This is a genomic window from Streptomyces cacaoi, from assembly GCF_006539165.1.
Lineage (GTDB): Bacteria > Actinomycetota > Actinomycetes > Streptomycetales > Streptomycetaceae > Streptomyces > Streptomyces cacaoi.
This window is the reverse complement of record NZ_BJMM01000011.1, coordinates 41315-56740: the sequence shown is the minus strand read 5'-3', so window position 1 is coordinate 56740 and position 15426 is coordinate 41315. Positions and strand designations below refer to the sequence as shown.

General features: G+C 73.0%; 15 protein-coding genes. 6 read left to right on the top strand and 9 right to left on the bottom strand.

Annotated elements, in window-relative coordinates:
* Positions 1–133 precede the first annotated feature (133 nt).
* On the top strand, positions 134–787 hold the full coding sequence (locus SCA03_RS13220) for a TetR/AcrR family transcriptional regulator (protein ID WP_030880034.1): 654 nt from the start codon (positions 134–136) through the stop codon (positions 785–787).
* A gap of 14 nt (positions 788–801) precedes the next feature.
* On the opposite strand, the gene SCA03_RS13215 is transcribed toward SCA03_RS13220, so the two are convergent.
* The 3 genes from SCA03_RS13215 to map form a co-directional block, all read right to left on the bottom strand.
* Entirely contained in the window at positions 802–1995 is a 1194-nt protein-coding gene (locus SCA03_RS13215; RefSeq protein ID WP_030893025.1) for an RtcB family protein, read from the bottom strand.
* A 273-nt stretch (positions 1996–2268) separates the two neighbouring features.
* Complete coding sequence (locus SCA03_RS13210) at positions 2269–2958, bottom strand: biliverdin-producing heme oxygenase (RefSeq protein ID WP_086817972.1); 690 nt, start codon at positions 2956–2958, stop codon at positions 2269–2271.
* 210 nt (positions 2959–3168) lie between these two features.
* Positions 3169–4026, bottom strand: coding sequence for a type I methionyl aminopeptidase (map, locus tag SCA03_RS13205; RefSeq protein WP_030880024.1), 858 nt, complete (start codon positions 4024–4026; stop codon positions 3169–3171).
* Positions 4027–4094: 68 nt separating this feature from the next.
* On the opposite strand from map, the gene SCA03_RS13200 reads away from it, so the two are divergent.
* A complete protein-coding gene (locus SCA03_RS13200) occupies positions 4095–4367 on the top strand; it encodes a hypothetical protein (protein ID WP_030880023.1) in 273 nt (90 codons plus the stop codon).
* Positions 4368–4387: 20 nt separating this feature from the next.
* Here the strand turns inward: SCA03_RS13200 and SCA03_RS13195 are convergent, their stop codons facing one another.
* From SCA03_RS13195 to SCA03_RS13170, 6 genes are all read right to left on the bottom strand, one after another.
* Complete coding sequence (locus tag SCA03_RS13195; protein ID WP_086817973.1) at positions 4388–6313, bottom strand: DUF2264 domain-containing protein; 1926 nt, start codon at positions 6311–6313, stop codon at positions 4388–4390.
* Positions 6310–7317: a hydroxyacid dehydrogenase gene (locus SCA03_RS13190; RefSeq protein ID WP_030880018.1), complete on the bottom strand. Its 1008-nt coding sequence runs from the start codon at positions 7315–7317 to the stop codon at positions 6310–6312. Before SCA03_RS13190 ends, SCA03_RS13195 begins: the two co-directional genes overlap by 4 nt.
* 65 nt (positions 7318–7382) lie before the next feature.
* Positions 7383–8210: a carbohydrate ABC transporter permease gene (locus tag SCA03_RS13185; RefSeq protein WP_051856413.1), complete on the bottom strand. Its 828-nt coding sequence runs from the start codon at positions 8208–8210 to the stop codon at positions 7383–7385.
* A 67-nt stretch (positions 8211–8277) separates the two neighbouring features.
* On the bottom strand, positions 8278–9306 hold the full coding sequence (locus SCA03_RS13180) for a carbohydrate ABC transporter permease (RefSeq protein ID WP_051846741.1): 1029 nt from the start codon (positions 9304–9306) through the stop codon (positions 8278–8280).
* 23 nt (positions 9307–9329) lie between these two features.
* Positions 9330–10676 (bottom strand): ABC transporter substrate-binding protein, encoded by a 1347-nt coding sequence (locus tag SCA03_RS13175; RefSeq protein WP_086817974.1) that lies wholly within the window; start codon positions 10674–10676, stop codon positions 9330–9332.
* Positions 10677–10794: 118 nt separating this feature from the next.
* On the bottom strand, positions 10795–11916 hold the full coding sequence (locus SCA03_RS13170) for a substrate-binding domain-containing protein (RefSeq protein WP_086817975.1): 1122 nt from the start codon (positions 11914–11916) through the stop codon (positions 10795–10797).
* A gap of 177 nt (positions 11917–12093) precedes the next feature.
* On the opposite strand from SCA03_RS13170, the gene SCA03_RS13165 reads away from it, so the two are divergent.
* The 4 genes from SCA03_RS13165 to npdG all read left to right on the top strand — a co-directional run bounded on the left by SCA03_RS13165 (position 12094) and on the right by npdG (position 15349).
* Positions 12094–13197 carry a sialidase family protein gene (locus SCA03_RS13165; RefSeq protein ID WP_086817976.1) on the top strand — a complete coding sequence of 368 codons (1104 nt, stop codon included), beginning with the start codon at positions 12094–12096 and terminating at the stop codon, positions 13195–13197.
* A gap of 9 nt (positions 13198–13206) precedes the next feature.
* Positions 13207–14010 carry a TrmH family RNA methyltransferase gene (locus SCA03_RS13160; RefSeq protein WP_030880000.1) on the top strand — a complete coding sequence of 268 codons (804 nt, stop codon included), beginning with the start codon at positions 13207–13209 and terminating at the stop codon, positions 14008–14010.
* 208 nt (positions 14011–14218) lie between these two features.
* Entirely contained in the window at positions 14219–14581 is a 363-nt protein-coding gene (locus tag SCA03_RS13155) for a hypothetical protein (RefSeq protein WP_141275385.1), read from the top strand.
* Positions 14582–14638: 57 nt separating this feature from the next.
* Positions 14639–15349 (top strand): NADPH-dependent F420 reductase, encoded by a 711-nt coding sequence (gene npdG / locus SCA03_RS13150; protein WP_141275384.1) that lies wholly within the window; start codon positions 14639–14641, stop codon positions 15347–15349.
* The last annotated feature ends 77 nt before the right edge of the window (positions 15350–15426 follow it).

Below are 15426 nucleotides of genomic sequence, written 5' to 3'. Positions count from 1 at the left end.
GCGGACGAACCCTCGTGCGGGCACAGAGCCCGGGAGAAGGCGGGGGCGGGGAGGACGGAAGAGGGGCATAGCGTGCGTGATAGCTTCTCGCGGAAGGAAGTGGTGGCCGCACGACCGAGAAGGTGACGGACGGATGGCGAAGGCTCAGGTGCAGTCCCCGCGGGAGCGCTACCGCAGCCAGGTGCGCGCGGAGATCAAGGAGCACGCCCGGGAGCAGATCGCCACGGCCGGGGCGTCCGGGATCTCCCTCAACGCCATCGCCAAGCAGATGGGCATGAGCGGGCCCGCGCTCTACCGCTACTTCGCCGGCCGCGACGAACTGATCACCGAACTCGTCCGGGACGCCTACCGCAGCCTCGCGGACACGCTCGGCGCCGCCGCGGCCGACGGCGCCGACCTGTCCGGCCTGGCACACACCCTGCGCGACTGGGCCCTGGCCGACCCCCAGCGCTACTTCCTCATCCACGGCACCCCCGTGCCCGGCTACCACGCCCCCGAGGACATCACCGGCGTCGCCGACCAGATCATGGCCACCGTGCTCGACGCCTGTGTGCCGCTCGCCCCGGACGGCCCCGCGACGGCGTTCGGCACCCACCTCGCCGAGCACCGCACCTGGGCCGAGGGCCGCACCGCCTCGCCCGCCGCGCTCCGGCTGGCCCTGGCCTGGTGGACCCGGCTGCACGGCGTCCTCTCCCTCGAACTCGCCGGCCAGTTCTCCGGGATGGGCTTCGACCCGGCCCAGCTCTTCGCCGCCGAACTGGACGCACTGCTGCCCGACCGGCCCTGACACCGGGCCCGGCGCTACCCCTTGACGCAGACGATCTGCCGGAGCTTGGCCACCACCTCGACCAGATCCCGCTGCTGGTCGATGACCTGCTCGATCGGCTTGTAGGCGCCCGGGATCTCGTCCACGACGCCCGCGTCCTTGCGGCACTCCACGCCCTGCGTCTGGTCGGCCAGATCGCGCGCCGAGAACCGCTTACGCGCCGCGTTCCGGCTCATGCGCCGGCCGGCCCCGTGCGAGGCCGAGTTGAACGACGCCGCGGACCCCAGGCCCCGGACGATGTACGAACCCGTGCCCATGGAGCCCGGGATGATGCCCAGGTCCCCGCTGCCCGCACGGATGGCGCCCTTCCGGGTGACCAGCAGATCCATCCCCTCGTAGCTCTCCTCCGCCACATAGTTGTGGTGGCAGGAGATCGTCTCGTCGAACAGCGGCTTGGCCTTCTTGAACTCCTTGCGCACCACGTCCTGGAGCAGGCCCATCATCAGCGCGCGGTTGCGCTGTGCGTACTCCTGGGCCCAGAACAGGTCGTGCCGGTAGGCGGCCATCTGCGGGGTGTCCTTGACGAACACCGCGAGGTCCCGGTCCACCAGGCCCTGGTTGTGCGGCAGTTTGCGTGCCTCGCCGATGTGGTGTTCCGCCAGCTCCTTGCCGATGTTGCGCGAACCGGAGTGCAGCATCAGCCACACCCGCTCCTCGGTGTCCAGGCACACCTCCACGAAGTGGTTGCCCCCGCCCAGCGTGCCGAGCTGCTTGGCCGCGCGCTCCCGGCGGAAGTGCACCGCCTCGGCGACACCGTCGAACCGGGACCAGAACGTGTCCCAGCCGGCCGTCGGCATCGAGTGCACCCGGCGGGGGTCGACCGGCTCGTCGTGCAGATGGAAGCCGACGGGGATGGCCGCCTCGATCCGGGAACGCAGCCGGGAGAGATCGCCGGGCAGATCGTTCGCCGTCAGCGACGTCCGTACGGCGGACATCCCGCAGCCGATGTCGACCCCCACGGCGGCCGGGCACACGGCGTCCTTCATCGCGATGACGGAGCCGACGGTGGCGCCCTTCCCGTAGTGCACATCGGGCATCACGGCGAGCCCCTGGACCCAGGGCAGCGTCGTCACGTTCCGCAGCTGCTGGAGCGCCGCGTCCTCCACCGTGCCCGGATCCGCCCACATCCGAATGGGCACCCGGGCCCCCGGTATCTCGACGTGCGACATGTCGGTGTTCCTCCCCCGCAAATGAGCAAACTCTCGTCGGCGACCGCCGGTTGACGTTGCCGTGTCCCATTGTCGGCGCCGCTCCGAACCCTCGCAAAGGCTTTCCGGCGTGCGGGGGCGGGGCGCGTCACGGGGCAGCACGGGCGGTTGCCGTCCGCCCGGGGCGCGGTGACCGTGACGCGTGGTGTCCGGTCGCACTCACGGAGAAAGCAACTGCAAAGGCGTGCGGGGCCGCCGGTCTCCGTGGAGGCGTGTGCCTGCGCGGGCCCGGGGTCACGCCGTGTGGCGGAAGCGGGCGCCCAGCTCGTGGAAGACGGCGGTGTTGAGGGCGAAGGCGCGCTTGCACTCCTCGATGATGCGCTGCTTGTCGAGTTCGTCGGTGGGCAGCGCGTCCAGCAGGGCGCGGTACTCCCGCTTGAAAGCGGCGGGGTTGCCGATGCCGTCGAAGACGTAGAACCGCACGCCGTCGCCCTTGCGGGCGAAGCCCCAGGTCTTCTCGGCGGTGCCGCGGATGATCTGGCCGCCGGAGAGGTCGCCGAGGTAGCGGGTGTAGTGGTGGGCGACGTAGCCGCCGGGCCATTCGGCGGCGACCCGGGCGATGCGCTGTGCGTAGGCGGCGGTGGCGGGCAGCGGGTCGAGGGTCTCGCGCCAGGCGGAGCCGCCGTGCAGATGGTCCAGATCGCGGCGCAGGGCGGGGAGCCGGAAGAGGCCGTCGCTCAGGAACGGGCCGGCCACGGGGTCGTCGGCCAGCGCGGCGGCGGACTCCTCCAACGCGCGGTAGATGAACCACAGTTGCTCGGTGTAGCGGGTGTACGCCTCCACGCCGAGCCTGCCGCCGAGCATGTCGCTCATGAAGGTGGAGCTCTCGGCCTCGGTGTGCTGCTCGTGGGAGGCGGTGCGGATGCGGGCCGAGAACGCCGTCGCGTCGGGGGTCGCGGTGGGCCGGGGGGAGGTGGAGGTCAAGGCGGGCTCCCAGGTGTGACAGAGCGGGTGTCTGCGGACCGCACGGGAGTGCGACCGGTCTCGCTGTGTGCCCGATCCTCCGGGTTAGGTTTACCTAAGTCAAGAGGATCCCGACGCCCTGTCGGGAAAACCGCCCGCGCGTTCCTCGCCGCCGGGCAGGAAAAAGCCGGCGCCCCGTGCGGAGGGACGCCGGCTCGTGCGCGGCGGCGGTCAGGGCAGCGTGAGGACCTCGGCGCCGGACTCGGTGACCACCAGGGTGTGCTCGAACTGGGCCGTGCGCTTGCGGTCCTTGGTGACGACCGTCCAGCCGTCCTCCCACATGTCCCACTCGTAGGTACCGAGGGTCAGCATCGGCTCGATGGTGAAGGTCATCCCCGGCCGCATCACGGTCGTCGCCCGCGGATCGTCGTAGTGCGGGACGATGAGGCCGGAGTGGAACGAGGTGTTGATGCCGTGGCCCGTGAAGTCGCGGACCACGCCGTAGCCGAAGCGCTTCGCGTACGACTCGATGACGCGGCCGATGACGTTGAGCTGCCGCCCCGGCTTGACCGCCTTGATCGCGCGGTTGAGCGACTCCTGCGTCCGCTCCACCAGCAGCCGCGACTCCTCGTCGACGTCCCCGCACAGGAACGTCGCGTTGGTGTCGCCGTGCACGCCGTCGTGGAACGCGGTCACGTCCAGGTTCACGATGTCGCCGTCGCGCAGCACCGTGGAGTCCGGGATGCCGTGGCAGATGACCTCGTTGACCGAGGTGCACAGGGACTTGGGGAACTGGCGGTAGCCGAGTGTGGACGGGTAGGCGCCGTGCTCGATCATGTAGGCGTGGGCGACGCGGTCGAGCTCGTCGGTGGTCACACCCGGCGCGATGTGCTTCGCCGCCTCGTACAGCGCGCGGGCCGCGATCCGCGAGGCCGTCCGCATCTTCTCGACCGTCTCGGCGTCCTGCACCTCGGGTCCGTCGTACGGCGTCGGTGCGGGCTTGCCGACGTACTCGGGGCGGGGGATCGAGGCGGGCACGGACCGGGGTGGGGAGATCGTGCCGGGGACTAGGAGTGACTGGCCAGACATGCGAGCGAGTCTAGACCTGGGGGCCACCGGGTGCTGCGCGGTCCGCGGGGGTGCGGGAGCATGGCCGTATGGCTCTGTTCAAGCGGAAGACGGTCGGTGAGCCGGGGGACTGGTTCTTCAACGTGGACACCGGTCAGGTCGAGGAGGGCCCGCAGTCCCCGGGCAAGCACCGGCTGGGCCCCTACGGCAGCCGGGAGGAGGCCGAGCGTGCGCTGGAGTCCGCACGGGAGCGGACCCAGCAGTGGGAGAACGATCCGCGCTGGCGCGACGGGGGCGGGGCGGCCGGTGGTGGTGCGTCCGGCGGCGGCCCGTCCGGTGGCGGCGAGGAGCGCGGGGAGTGAGCGGGCGGCGGTAGGGCCGGTCACGCCGGTGCCACCGGTTCCACCACGAAGGGCGCGAAGCGCACCCGTACCGGCGGGGCCTGGCCGCCGGGGCCGGGGTGCGGGGGCCAGTAGACGGTGACGGTCGGGGTGCCGTCCGGGGCCGTGGTGAGGTGGGGGAGCGGGCCGTCCTCGCCGGTGTTCCCGGAGTCCTCGCCGAGTGCGGCGAGCGCCGCGCAGATGCCGGTGCCGGTCACCGTCCCTTCCAGCGCCGGCACGGTGACCCACCGGGTGAAGGCCGTGCCGTGCGGGGCGCGCAGGGGCGTGGCACGGGCCAGTCCGTGCAGGGGGTGGAGGCGGGTGGGGACGTCGCCGGAGGCCCAGCCGGTCAGGCGGAGGCGGGTGCCGGCGGGGGCGCCGAGGACGCGGTGCACCCGCACCTCCCAGCGCCCGTGGACGAGGGTGACGCTCTCCACCCGCAGGCCCGGCAGCTGCACGGTGCCCTCGGGCAGGACGGGGCGGTGCCAGGAGGCGGCCCAGCCCCAGGTGCCGTCGGGTGCCGACCAGGCGCCCAGCGGATGGATGCGCAGACGGGCGCTCCACGCGTCCGGGTGGGACGGTGGCGCGAGGGCGAGGTGGTTGTCGGGCACGTTGTCCGCCGCCGTGGGGCCCGTCGCCGTCGAGTAGGCGAGCCGGGCGTAGAGCGGGTCGGCGTCGCCGTGGTGCTCCGCCCCGCCGGGTGGCAGATGGTCGCTGCCGTGGTTGTGCAGCCGGGCGAGGCCGTCGGCGCGGGTCGTCTGGATCAGCAGCCCGGGCGCGGGCAGCGCGCGGGCGGTGTCCGGGCCTTCGGCGGGCGCGGCCTCCTCGGGCGCGGTCCACAGCGGGTCGCCGGGCGGGACGAGCAGCGCGGCGAACCCCTTGCTCGCCCAGTACGGCGAGGCCGGGCCCGAGTAGCGCTGGAGGGTGGGCGTGTGGGGGCCGTACCAGCCGAGGGTGAGCAGCCCGTCGGGGTCGAGGGCGCCGCGGTCGAGGAAGTGCCGCAGGGTGCCGCTCAGCAGCCGGCGGGAGACGCCGGGGCGCAGCGGTGTGTATCCGGTGAGCGCGCCGAGGGCGACGGCGGCGCCCGCGGCGAACCGGTAGGTGAGGGAGCGGCCGAAGTGGACGGGGGCGCCGTCGCCGCCGAACAGCAGGGCGTAGCCGTCCAGATGGGCGCGCAGCCGGGGCCCGAGGTGTTCCAGCAGGGAGGTGTCGCCGGCCAGCCGGGCGTGCAGGACGGGGTACAGGTGCAGGGCCCAGCCGTTGTAGTGGTCGAAGGCGCGGCCGTCGCCGTCGGTGTACCAGCCGTCGCCGCGCCACCAGCTCTCCAGCAGTTCCAGGCCGCGGGCGAGCGCGGCGGAGGTCTCGGCGTCCCCGCGGCCCACGGACTCCAGGAAACCGGCGACGGACAGCGGGAACAGGTACCAGTTGTTGGGCGCGGGCGTGTGCCGCAGGGCGCCGCGCAGCCATTCCTCGGCGCGGTCCCGGACGCCCGTATCGAGCCGGTCCCACAGCCAGGGCCGGGTCAGCCGCAGCCCGAGCGCCACGGAAGCGGCCTCGACCATGGGCTGGCCCTGCACGGTGTGGTCGAGGATCAGCGGCCAGGACTCGGCGTCGTCCCGGCCGGGGGCAAGGGTGCCGGCGGCGAGGCCCTCGGCGTACCGGGGCAGCAGACCGGCCGGGTCGGCGCCGTCGGCCCCGGCGGTGCGGAAGGCGGCGGCGAGGAAGGTGCGCGCGTAGCCCTCCAGGCCGTCGGAGCGCACGCCGGAGACGGACGGGCGGCCCGGCAGATCGAGCAGGGCGCCGCGCGGGCTCGCCCAGCGCAGGGCGGCGCGCAGCATGCCGTCGGCGACGGCTTCCCAGTGGGCCCGGGTCCAGCCGGTGTACGGGCTCGTCTCCCGGTCCTCGGGCGGCAGTCGGAGGTGGGTCATGCGAGCAGCTCCCGGCGGTCGGGGTGCACGGGGTGGGCGAAGCCTTCGCCGCGGGCCCAGCGTTCGACCTCGGCGAGGGCCGTCTCGGCGAGCCGGTCCAGCTCGTTGCCCTGCGAACCGGCGAGGTGCGGGGTGAGCAGGACGTTCTCGCAGTCCCACAGCGGGTGGCCGGGCGGCAGCACGTCCGGTTCCGTCACGTCCAGGACGGCGCGGATCCGGCCGGAGCACAGCTGTGCGGTGAGCGCCTCGTGGTCGACGACGGCTCCGCGTGCGGTGTTGAGGAGGACGGCGTCGTCCGGCATGGCCGCCAGCAGGTCCGCGTCGACGAGGCCGCGGGTGCTCGGCAGCAGCGGGGTGTGCACGCTGACGAGGTGCGAGGTGGCGAACAGCTCCGTCAACCCGACGTGCCGCACGCCCAGTTCGGCCGCCTCGGCGGCGCTCACATACGGGTCGTGGAGCTGCACCCGCAGATCGTAGGGGCGCAGCAGTTCGATGACCCGGCGGCCGATCAGCGAGGCGCTGAGGATGCCGACCGTGCGCCGGTGGTTGCCCAGTGCGGGGTCCGGGTGCAGCCAGTCCCGCCGTGCACGGTCGCGGTGGAAGTCCCGCGCGGCCTGGAGGACCCGCTTGCCCGCCAGCAGGATCATGGCGACGGTGTACTCGGCGACGGGCAGCGCGTTGGCGACGGCCGCCGAGGACACCGCGATGCCCCGCTCCCAGCAGGCTTCCGTGACGTGTCCGCGCACGCTGCCCGCGGTGTGCACGACGGCGCGCAGCTTCGGGGCCGCCGCGAGCACGCCCTCGTCCAGCGGGGGGCAGCCCCAGCCGGTGACGAGCACGTCCCGGTCGGCGAGGAGCGCGCGGGCCGCCGGGGTGGTCAGGTCGTCGAGGACGCCGGGGGCCAGATCGGTGAGGGCGGCCAGCCGGCGGCGGGCGGCGGGCCGCAGTACGGCGTCGGCGGCGCGGGGATCCATGGCGAGTGCGGCACGTGGGGGAGTGGGCATTGCTCTCCTGGTTCTGCGGGTCGGCTGCGGTGGCGGACCGGTGGCGGACTGCCGTCCGGCGGCGGCTACTTGACGCTGCCCGCGGTCAGTCCGGACTTCCAGTACCGCTGGAGCAGGACGAACGCCGCGATCAGCGGCAGCACGGCCAGCAGCGAACCGGCGATCACGGGCGGGTAGTAGTCCGGTGTCACGACGGCGGAGCTGTTCCACACGTACAGCCCCAGGCTGACGGGGAAGAGCGACTGGTCCGAGAGCATCACCATCGGCAGGAAGAAGTTGTTCCAGATCGCGGTGAGCTGGAAGAGGAAGACCGTCACCAGGCCGGGGCCGAGCATCCGCAGCGCCACCCGGAAGTACGTCGTCAGCTCGCCCGCGCCGTCCACCCGGGCGGCCTCCAGCACCTCGCCGGGCACATAGCCCTGGCTGAAGACACGGCCCAGATAGACCCCGAACGGGTTGAACAGCACCGGGATGAACACCGACCAGAACGTGTTCACCAGGCCGGTCTTCGACGCGATCAGATACAGCGGCAGTGCGAGCACCGTCGGCGGCACCATCACCCCGGCCAGCACCAGCCCGAACAGCTTCTCCTTGTGCCGGAACCGGTACTTGTCGAAGGCGTAGCCGCAGGCGACGCTGACCATGGCGCCGATGGCCGCGCCCAGCACCGCGTACAGCAGGCTGTTGACGTACCAGCGGCCGTAGATCCCGCCCTCCATGGCGAACAGGTCCGACAGGTTGCGGGCCAGGGAGAAGTCGCCGGAGGAGAACAGATCGCTGCGGAAGAGGGCGTCCCGGTTCTTCGTCGACGCCAGCAGCAGCCACAGCACGGGCAGCAGCGTGTACAGCACGGACAGCCCGACCAGCGCGTTGACGGCGCCGCGGCCCAGCAGCGTGGGCCGCCCGTGCCGCCGCGCGGTGCGCCGGTCCCGGGCCGTGCGCCGTGTGCGCTCCGTGGTCTCAGCGCTCACCGGAGTCCCCCTCGGATGTGTCGGCCGTGCGGTTGCTCCAGCGGCTCAGGCCGTAGGACAGGGCGATCGTGACGACGAGGAGCACCACCGAAGCGGCGGCCGCCAGGCCGTAGTTGTTGCGGGTGAAGGCCGCGTCGTAGATGTACATGTTCGGCGTGTAGCGGCTGCCGACGACGGGTGTGGCCTGGCTCAGCAGCATCGGCTCGGTGAACAGCTGGAGCGACCAGATCAGCGTGAACATCGTGACCATCACCGCCGAACCGCGCACCAGCGGCACCTTGACCGACAGCGCGGTGCGCACCGGCCCGGCGCCGTCCACCACGGCCGCCTCGGTCACCTCGCGCGGCACGGCCTGGAGCGCGGCGTAGAAGATCACCACGTTGTAGCCGAGGTTGCTCCACATCGCGATGTTGACGATCGACGGCAGCACCATCCGCACCCCGAGGAAGTCGACGCGCACATCGGCGTGGTGCAGCAGGTCGATCACCGGGCTCAGGCCCGGCGTGTACAGATACAGCCAGATGATGGCCGCGATGATGCCGGGCACCGCGTGCGGCAGGAACAGCGAGAGCTGTGCGGTGCGCCGCAGCCGGACCGCGCCCGAGTCCAGCAGCAGCGCCAGCGCCAGCGCGCACAGCACCATCAGCGGGATGTAGACGACGCAGTACAGCGCGGCCGTGCCCAGCCCGGACAGGAACGTCGGATCGGTCAGCGCCGCCTCGAAGTTGCGCAGCCCCGCGAAGACGGTGCGCTCCGGGCCGAAGCCGAGCCCCGGCTGGTCGTCGCTGAAGAAGCTCAGCCACACCGCCGCGCACACCGGCACCAGGAAGACGGCGACGAGCAGCACGAAGAACGGGCCCATCAGGGCCGCGCAGGCGCCCAGTCGCCGGCGGCGCGCCCAGCGGCGGGTGCGGGCGCCGGGCCGGTCCGCCGGTACCGCGCCGGAGGCTCCCGGCGGGTGTGCCGTCTGCGGTCCGGCCGCCGCCGGACGGGCGGGGCCGGGCGGGCGCCCGGGCACCGGCGCCGTGGAGTCCGTGCTGCTCACCGCGAGCCCTCCCGTGCGTCCAGGCCGAGGGACTTCAGATCGGGCATCGTGGAGCGCTGCCCCTCCTCGACGGCGCCGAGGACCGTGCCCTCGCCGTCCCCGGCGCGGGCCAGCCCGTCCTGCACCGTCTTCAGGGTGGCGGTCATCCGCGGCCCCCACGTCCAGCGGCGCGAGATGTGCCGGGCCTCGCGGTCGAACAGCGCGTAGATGTCCTGCCCGGCGAAGTAGCGGGTGTCCATGGCCTTGCGCAGCACCGGCAGCAGCGCGGGCACCGCCGGGTACTGGCTGCTGATGCCGCTGGAGAGCCGGGCACGCCACGCGGCCGGGCTGGAGACCTGCCACTCGATGAACTCCATGGCCTCCCGCGGGTGCGCGCTGTCCTTCGTGACGGCGAACGTCGAACCGCCGTGCGTGCCCACCCGGGGATGTTTGGGGTCCCACTGCGGCAGCGGCGCCACGCCCCACTTGCCCTTCTGGCCGGGCTGCGACGACATCATCCCGCCCGCGTCCCAGGCGCCCGTCAGCTTCCCGAAGACCTCGCTGCGGCCCACCTGCGCGGTGCCCGCCTGGGTGTCCACCGGGTTGAGGAAGACGAGCTTCTCGTCGATCAGCCGCTGCCAGTACGCGGTGACCTTGCGGGTGGGACCGTCCGTCATGGACACCGTCCACCGGCCGCCCCTGGTGTCGAACCAGCGGGCGCCGGCCTGCCAGGCGAAGCCGGCCAGATGGTGACCGCCGTCGGTGGGGAACGTCGCGATCCGCTTGCCCTTCGCCTTCCGTTTCACGGCCCGTGCCGCGTCCTCGAACTCCGCCCAGGTGCGCGGTACTTCGATGCCGTACTTCGCGAACAGGTCGCGCCGGTAGAGGAAGACCATCGGTTCGACGTCCTGCGGCACGCTGAAGGTGCGCCCCTCGAAGGTGGTCAGCGCGAGCGCCTGCGGCAGCAGCTTCGCGCGCAGCCGCTTGCTCATGTAGGGCGTCAGATCGCGGGCGACACCGTCTATGGCGAAGCCCGGGACCTGCGGGTACTCGATGGTCGCCACATCCGGGGCGTTGCCTGCCCGGGCGGCGTTGCTCAGCTTGGCGTAGCCGCCCTGCTGGCCGGAGGGCACCTGCTCGAAGTCCACGTGGATGTCGTCGTGCGTCCTGTTGAACGCGTCGACCACCTCCTGGCTGCCGCGCAGCGACGACCAGAACGTCAGATGGACGGGGCCGGACGCGCTTTCGGCGGTTGCGCCGCCGGGTGTGCAGGCCGTGCCGAGGAGCAGGCCCGCCAGGGCCAGGGCGGTGGTGAGCGCGGTGCGCGTGCTGCGGGTTCGCGTGCGCGTGCGAGAGCCGGGCACGGTGCCTCCTTTCGTGGAGGGGACACCGGCATCCTGATCGGCTGTCGCGAAGGGGTCAATGGACCGATCAGAAGAAACTGAATCGGTCAAACGATCAGAATAGGGCGGTTGTTGACGCTCATCGGGCCGGAGGCGCCGCCGTCGAACCGCGCGTCTTCAGGGCCGGCAGCAGCTCCGTGCGGCGTATCGGCGCGGGCGCCGCGCCACGCGGCCGGTTCAGCCGGCTCAGCAGGAGTTCGGCGGCCACCCGGCCGATCTCCTCCTTCGGCGGGGCCACGGCCGTCAGCGGCGGGCTGCCCAGCGCGGCCACCACATCGTCGTAGGCCACCACGGACACGTCCCGCGGCACCCGCAGGCCCGCCTCGCGCAGCTGCTGCACCAGCATCAGGGCGTCCACGTCGGCGTGCAGCACCGCCGCCGTCGCGCCGTGCTCGCGCAGCACGGGCGCCAGATCCACCAGCGAGCCCTCCACCGGCTCCCGCGGCGGTTCGGGCGCGGTGGCCCGTGAGGAGAGCACCGCGGTCCAGCTCTCGATCTCCGGCCGCTCCCCGGCGAACCCGGCGAAGGCGGCGCGCAGCGTGCGCGCCGTGGGGCTGTCGTCCCGCGCCGCGAGCACGATCCGCCGGTGGCCCAGCCCGACGAGATGGTCCAGCGCGAGATGGGCGCCGTACGCGTGGTCGCTGCACACGGAATCGAGCGCGTGCAGGGGGGTGCCCGGTGCGGGCCGGCGCTCCATCAGCACGGCGGGCACGGGCAGTTCGCACAGCCAGTCCTCGTCCAGCCGCGGTGCCCGCGCGGTGCGCCAGCGCGGGGCGATCAGCAGCCCGGCCGCGCCCTGCTCCAGCGCCTGCCGGGCCATGTCCCGCTCGGCGCCCGGCACATGCCGTGCGATGTGCATCGCCATCCGCACGCCCGCCGCCTCCAGCACGGCACGCGCACCGCGCACCGCCTCGAACAGATACGAGTGGTGCTCCGGAACGATCAGCCCGACGCTGCCCTGGGAACCGCCGCTGCCGCCGCGCGTGCCGGGCCGCGCCGCCTCGGGCGGATCCGAGGTCAGCGAGCGCGCGACACCGTGACCGCGCCTGACCTTGCCCTGCCGTGCCAGCTCCTCGACATCGCGCCGCAGGGTGACGACCGAGACCTCCAACTCGGCCGCCAGCTCCGCCACCCGGACCTCGCCCCGTTCCCGCACGGTCGCCAGCACCCGCTCCCGCCGTGCCGTGGCCGCCTCGCGCATGCCGCCCCCACTGATCGACCGACCGGTCCGACGATCGTGCCGGACGCCGTCCGCAGCATAGCGATCAACGAAAACCGGTCTCCTCCGGCGAGTTGACGGACCCCCGCGCCCTCCTTACCGTGCACAACAGACAAACAAGACAAGGGACATCCTACGAACGGCAGTTGGAGCAGCTCCATGCCCTACGAGTCCTCCGTCCCGTACCGCGCCGGCACCGCCGGCTACGCCAGCTTCCGCATCCCCGCCTGCGTCCGCGCCCCCGACGGCACCGTCCTCGCCTTCGCCGAGGGCCGGGTGCACTCCTCGGCGGACAGCGGCGACATCGACCTCGTCCTGAGACGCTCGGCGGACGGCGGCCGCACCTGGGGCCCGCTGACGGTCGTCGCCGCCAACCCCCGTGGCACCGCCGGGAATCCGGCCCCCGTGGTGCTGGCGGACGGCCGGCTGCTCCTGGTGTACGTGTGCAGCGCCGCGGAGGCGACCGAGGAGCGGATCCGCCGCGGCGAGGTGTCCCCGGCCGACGGCCGCCGCGTCTGGCTGCGCCACAGCGACGACGCCGGAGCGAGCTGGAGCGCGCCACGTGAGATCACCGAGGCGGTCAAGGCCCCGGAGTGGCGCTGGTACGCCACCACACCCGGGCACGCCCTCCAGCTGTCCACCGGCCGCGTCGTCGTCCCCGCCAACCACTCCCTCCCGCCCACGGACCCCGCGCACGACGGCACCGAGGGCCGCTACAACGGCGGCCACTGCCTGCTGAGCGACGACGCGGGCGCCACCTGGCGCCTCGGCTACGTGGACGACGCCCCGGACGGGTACGTCAACGTCAACGAGACCACCGCCGCCGAACTGCCCGACGGCACCGTCTACTTCAACACCCGCAACGACTCCGACGTCCCCGCGCACCGCGCCGACGCCCGCTCGGCCGACGGCGGAGTGACCCTCACCGCACCCTTCGCACCGCGCCCCGAGCTGATCGCGCCCGTCGTCGAGGCGGCCCTGCTGCACTTGCGCGCGGAGGGCCTGCTCCTGCTGTCCGCGCCCTCCCACCCCGAGACCCGGCACCGGATGGCCGTACGCGTCAGCGAGGACGACGGGACCACCTGGCGCACCGGGATCACCGTCGACGAGCGCCGTGCCGCCTACTCCGACCTGGTGCGCCTCGACGACGCGACCGTCGGCCTCCTCCACGAGACCGGCGACGACAGCGCCTACGAGACGATCACCTTCCGCCGTATCCCCGTCGCCGACCTGCTGCGCGGGACCGCCACCGGCCCCCGGTAGCCTCGGCGGGTGCGCACGAACCAGCGGATCACCAGCCGTAACGCCCGCTTCCAGCAGTGGCAGGCCCTGCTCACCAACCGGACCAAGCGGCACCGCGCCGGCGAGTTCCTGGTCCAGGGCGTGCGGCCGATCACCCTGGCCGTCGAGCACGGCTGGCCGGTCCGCGCCCTGCTGTACGCCGACGGCCGCCGGCTCTCCGACTGGGCCCGCGAGCTGCTGGCCTCCGGCGTCGCCGACGAGCGGGTGGCCATGGCCCCCGCGCTGCTCGCCGAGCTGAGCGAGCGGGAGGACGCCGACGCCGAGCTGACCGCCGTCGTCGCCATGCCGGACGACGACCTCTCCCGCATCCCGGTGCCCGACGACTTCCTCGGCGTCCTCTTCGACCGCCCCACCAGCCCCGGCAACATCGGCTCGCTGCTGCGCTCCGCCGACGCGTTCGGCGCCCACGGCCTGATCGTCACCGGCCACGCCGCCGACGTCTACGACCCCAAGTCCGTCCGCGCCAGCACCGGTTCGCTCTTCGCCCTGCCCGCCGTCCGCGTCCCCTCACCGCGCACGGTCACCGACTGGCTCGACGGCAGCGGCGTACGGACGATCGCCACCGACGAGCACGGCACGACCGACCTGTTCGACGCCGACCTCACCGGCCCCGTCCTCCTCCTCGTCGGCAACGAGACCTCCGGCCTGGCCGCCACCTGGCGCGACCACTGCGACCAGACCGTCCGCATCCCCATGCAGGGCACAGCCACCTCCCTCAACGCCGCCAACGCCGCCACAGCCACCCTCTACGAGGCCCTACGCCAACGAAGGTGAACGCCGCCCCGCCCCCGGCCGCTTGACTGCGGTACGGCACGCACGATGAGATCCGGTGACACATCGTAGGGGGGCCGGTACGCACTGGCGCGATGGTCGTCATCACGCGCAGCCACGGCGATGCGGTCCCCGGCCGATCGAGTCCGCGGACGGAGACTTCAGTGGGCAAGTGGTCGCGGCGTGTTGCCGGTATTACGTGGACGGGGACGTGGCGGTCAACGTGTCCGGTGAATGGGTCATGGCCGATGACGCGGCCGCGCCGTCCACGCCGGCGGAGGGCGTGGCGGAGCACAACACCCGTGAAAAGCCGAAGAAGTACCCGGGGGAACACGACGTTGCCACGTGGAGTCACGGGGCGGTCGTCGTCGTGCCCTGCGAACATCCCGGACGCCCCGGAGCTCTGCCCTACGACCGGATGCTCCTGGACATCAGCGCGCACGGCACGCCGCTGAACGACGAGCCGCACCGGGCACACGAGGTGTTCGGGCTGCTGGCCCAGCATGCTGCGTCCCGGTTGGCGGACAAGCTGGACTGCGAGCAGCAGGGAAAGCAGGGCAGCGGGCGAAAGTGATCACCTTCACGGTGGGCGGCGCGGGCGGGGGTCGTGGGGTGGTGGGAGGATTCGGGTATGACTTCTTCTGCCTCTTCCTCGGCCGGGTCCGCTCCGAAGAAGGACCCGTGGGAGCTGCCGGACGTCTCCGGCCTGACCGTCGGCGTCCTCGGTGGGACGGGGGACCAGGGGCGGGGGCTGGCCTACCGGCTGGCGCGCGCCGGACAGCGGGTCGTCATCGGGTCGCGTGCGGCCGAGCGGGCCGAGCAGGCCGCGGCCGAGATCGGGCACGGGGTGGAGGGCGCGGAGAACGCGGAGTGTGCGCGGCGCTCGGACATCGTGATCGTCGCGGTGCCCTGGGAGGGCCACCGCAAGACCGTCGAGTCGCTCCGTACTGAGCTGCGCGACAAGCTCGTCGTGGACTGCGTCAACCCGCTCGGCTTCGACAAGAAGGGCGCCTACGCGCTCGTCCCGGAGGAGGGCAGCGCCGCCGAGCAGGCCGCTGCGCTGCTGCCGGAGTCCCGGGTCACGGCCGCGTTCCACCATCTGTCGGCCGTGCTGCTGTCCGACCCCGAGGTGGCCGAGATCGAGACGGACGTGATGGTGCTGGGCGAGGTGCGGGCCGACTGCGAGATCGTGCAGGCGCTCGCCGCCCGGATCCCCGGTATGCGCGGGGTGTTCGCCGGCCGGCTGCGCAACGCGCACCAGGTCGAGTCGCTGGTCGCGAACCTGATCTCCGTCAACCGCCGGTACAAGGCGCACGCCGGCGTGCGGCTCACGGACATCTGAGGCCCCGCACACGTCCGCGGGCGGCCGGGAACGGGCGCCGGGGCGGACGACAACGGAACCGACCGAGGAACCAAGGC

Excerpts from the sequence above, each read along its gene's own strand:
- map (WP_030880024.1), bottom strand. The coding sequence starts at position 4,026 with ATGTCTGGCCAGTCACTCCTAGTCCCCGGCACGATCTCCCCACCCCGG.
- SCA03_RS13190 (WP_030880018.1), bottom strand. The coding sequence starts at position 7,317 with ATGCCCACTCCCCCACGTGCCGCACTCGCCATGGATCCCCGCGCCGCC.
- SCA03_RS13215 (WP_030893025.1), bottom strand. The coding sequence starts at position 1,995 with ATGTCGCACGTCGAGATACCGGGGGCCCGGGTGCCCATTCGGATGTGG.
- SCA03_RS13195 (WP_086817973.1), bottom strand. The coding sequence starts at position 6,313 with ATGACCCACCTCCGACTGCCGCCCGAGGACCGGGAGACGAGCCCGTAC.
- npdG (WP_141275384.1), top strand. The coding sequence starts at position 14,639 with ATGACTTCTTCTGCCTCTTCCTCGGCCGGGTCCGCTCCGAAGAAGGAC.
- SCA03_RS13200 (WP_030880023.1), top strand. The coding sequence starts at position 4,095 with ATGGCTCTGTTCAAGCGGAAGACGGTCGGTGAGCCGGGGGACTGGTTC.
- SCA03_RS13170 (WP_086817975.1), bottom strand. The coding sequence starts at position 11,916 with ATGCGCGAGGCGGCCACGGCACGGCGGGAGCGGGTGCTGGCGACCGTG.
- SCA03_RS13220 (WP_030880034.1), top strand. The coding sequence starts at position 134 with ATGGCGAAGGCTCAGGTGCAGTCCCCGCGGGAGCGCTACCGCAGCCAG.
- SCA03_RS13165 (WP_086817976.1), top strand. The coding sequence starts at position 12,094 with ATGCCCTACGAGTCCTCCGTCCCGTACCGCGCCGGCACCGCCGGCTAC.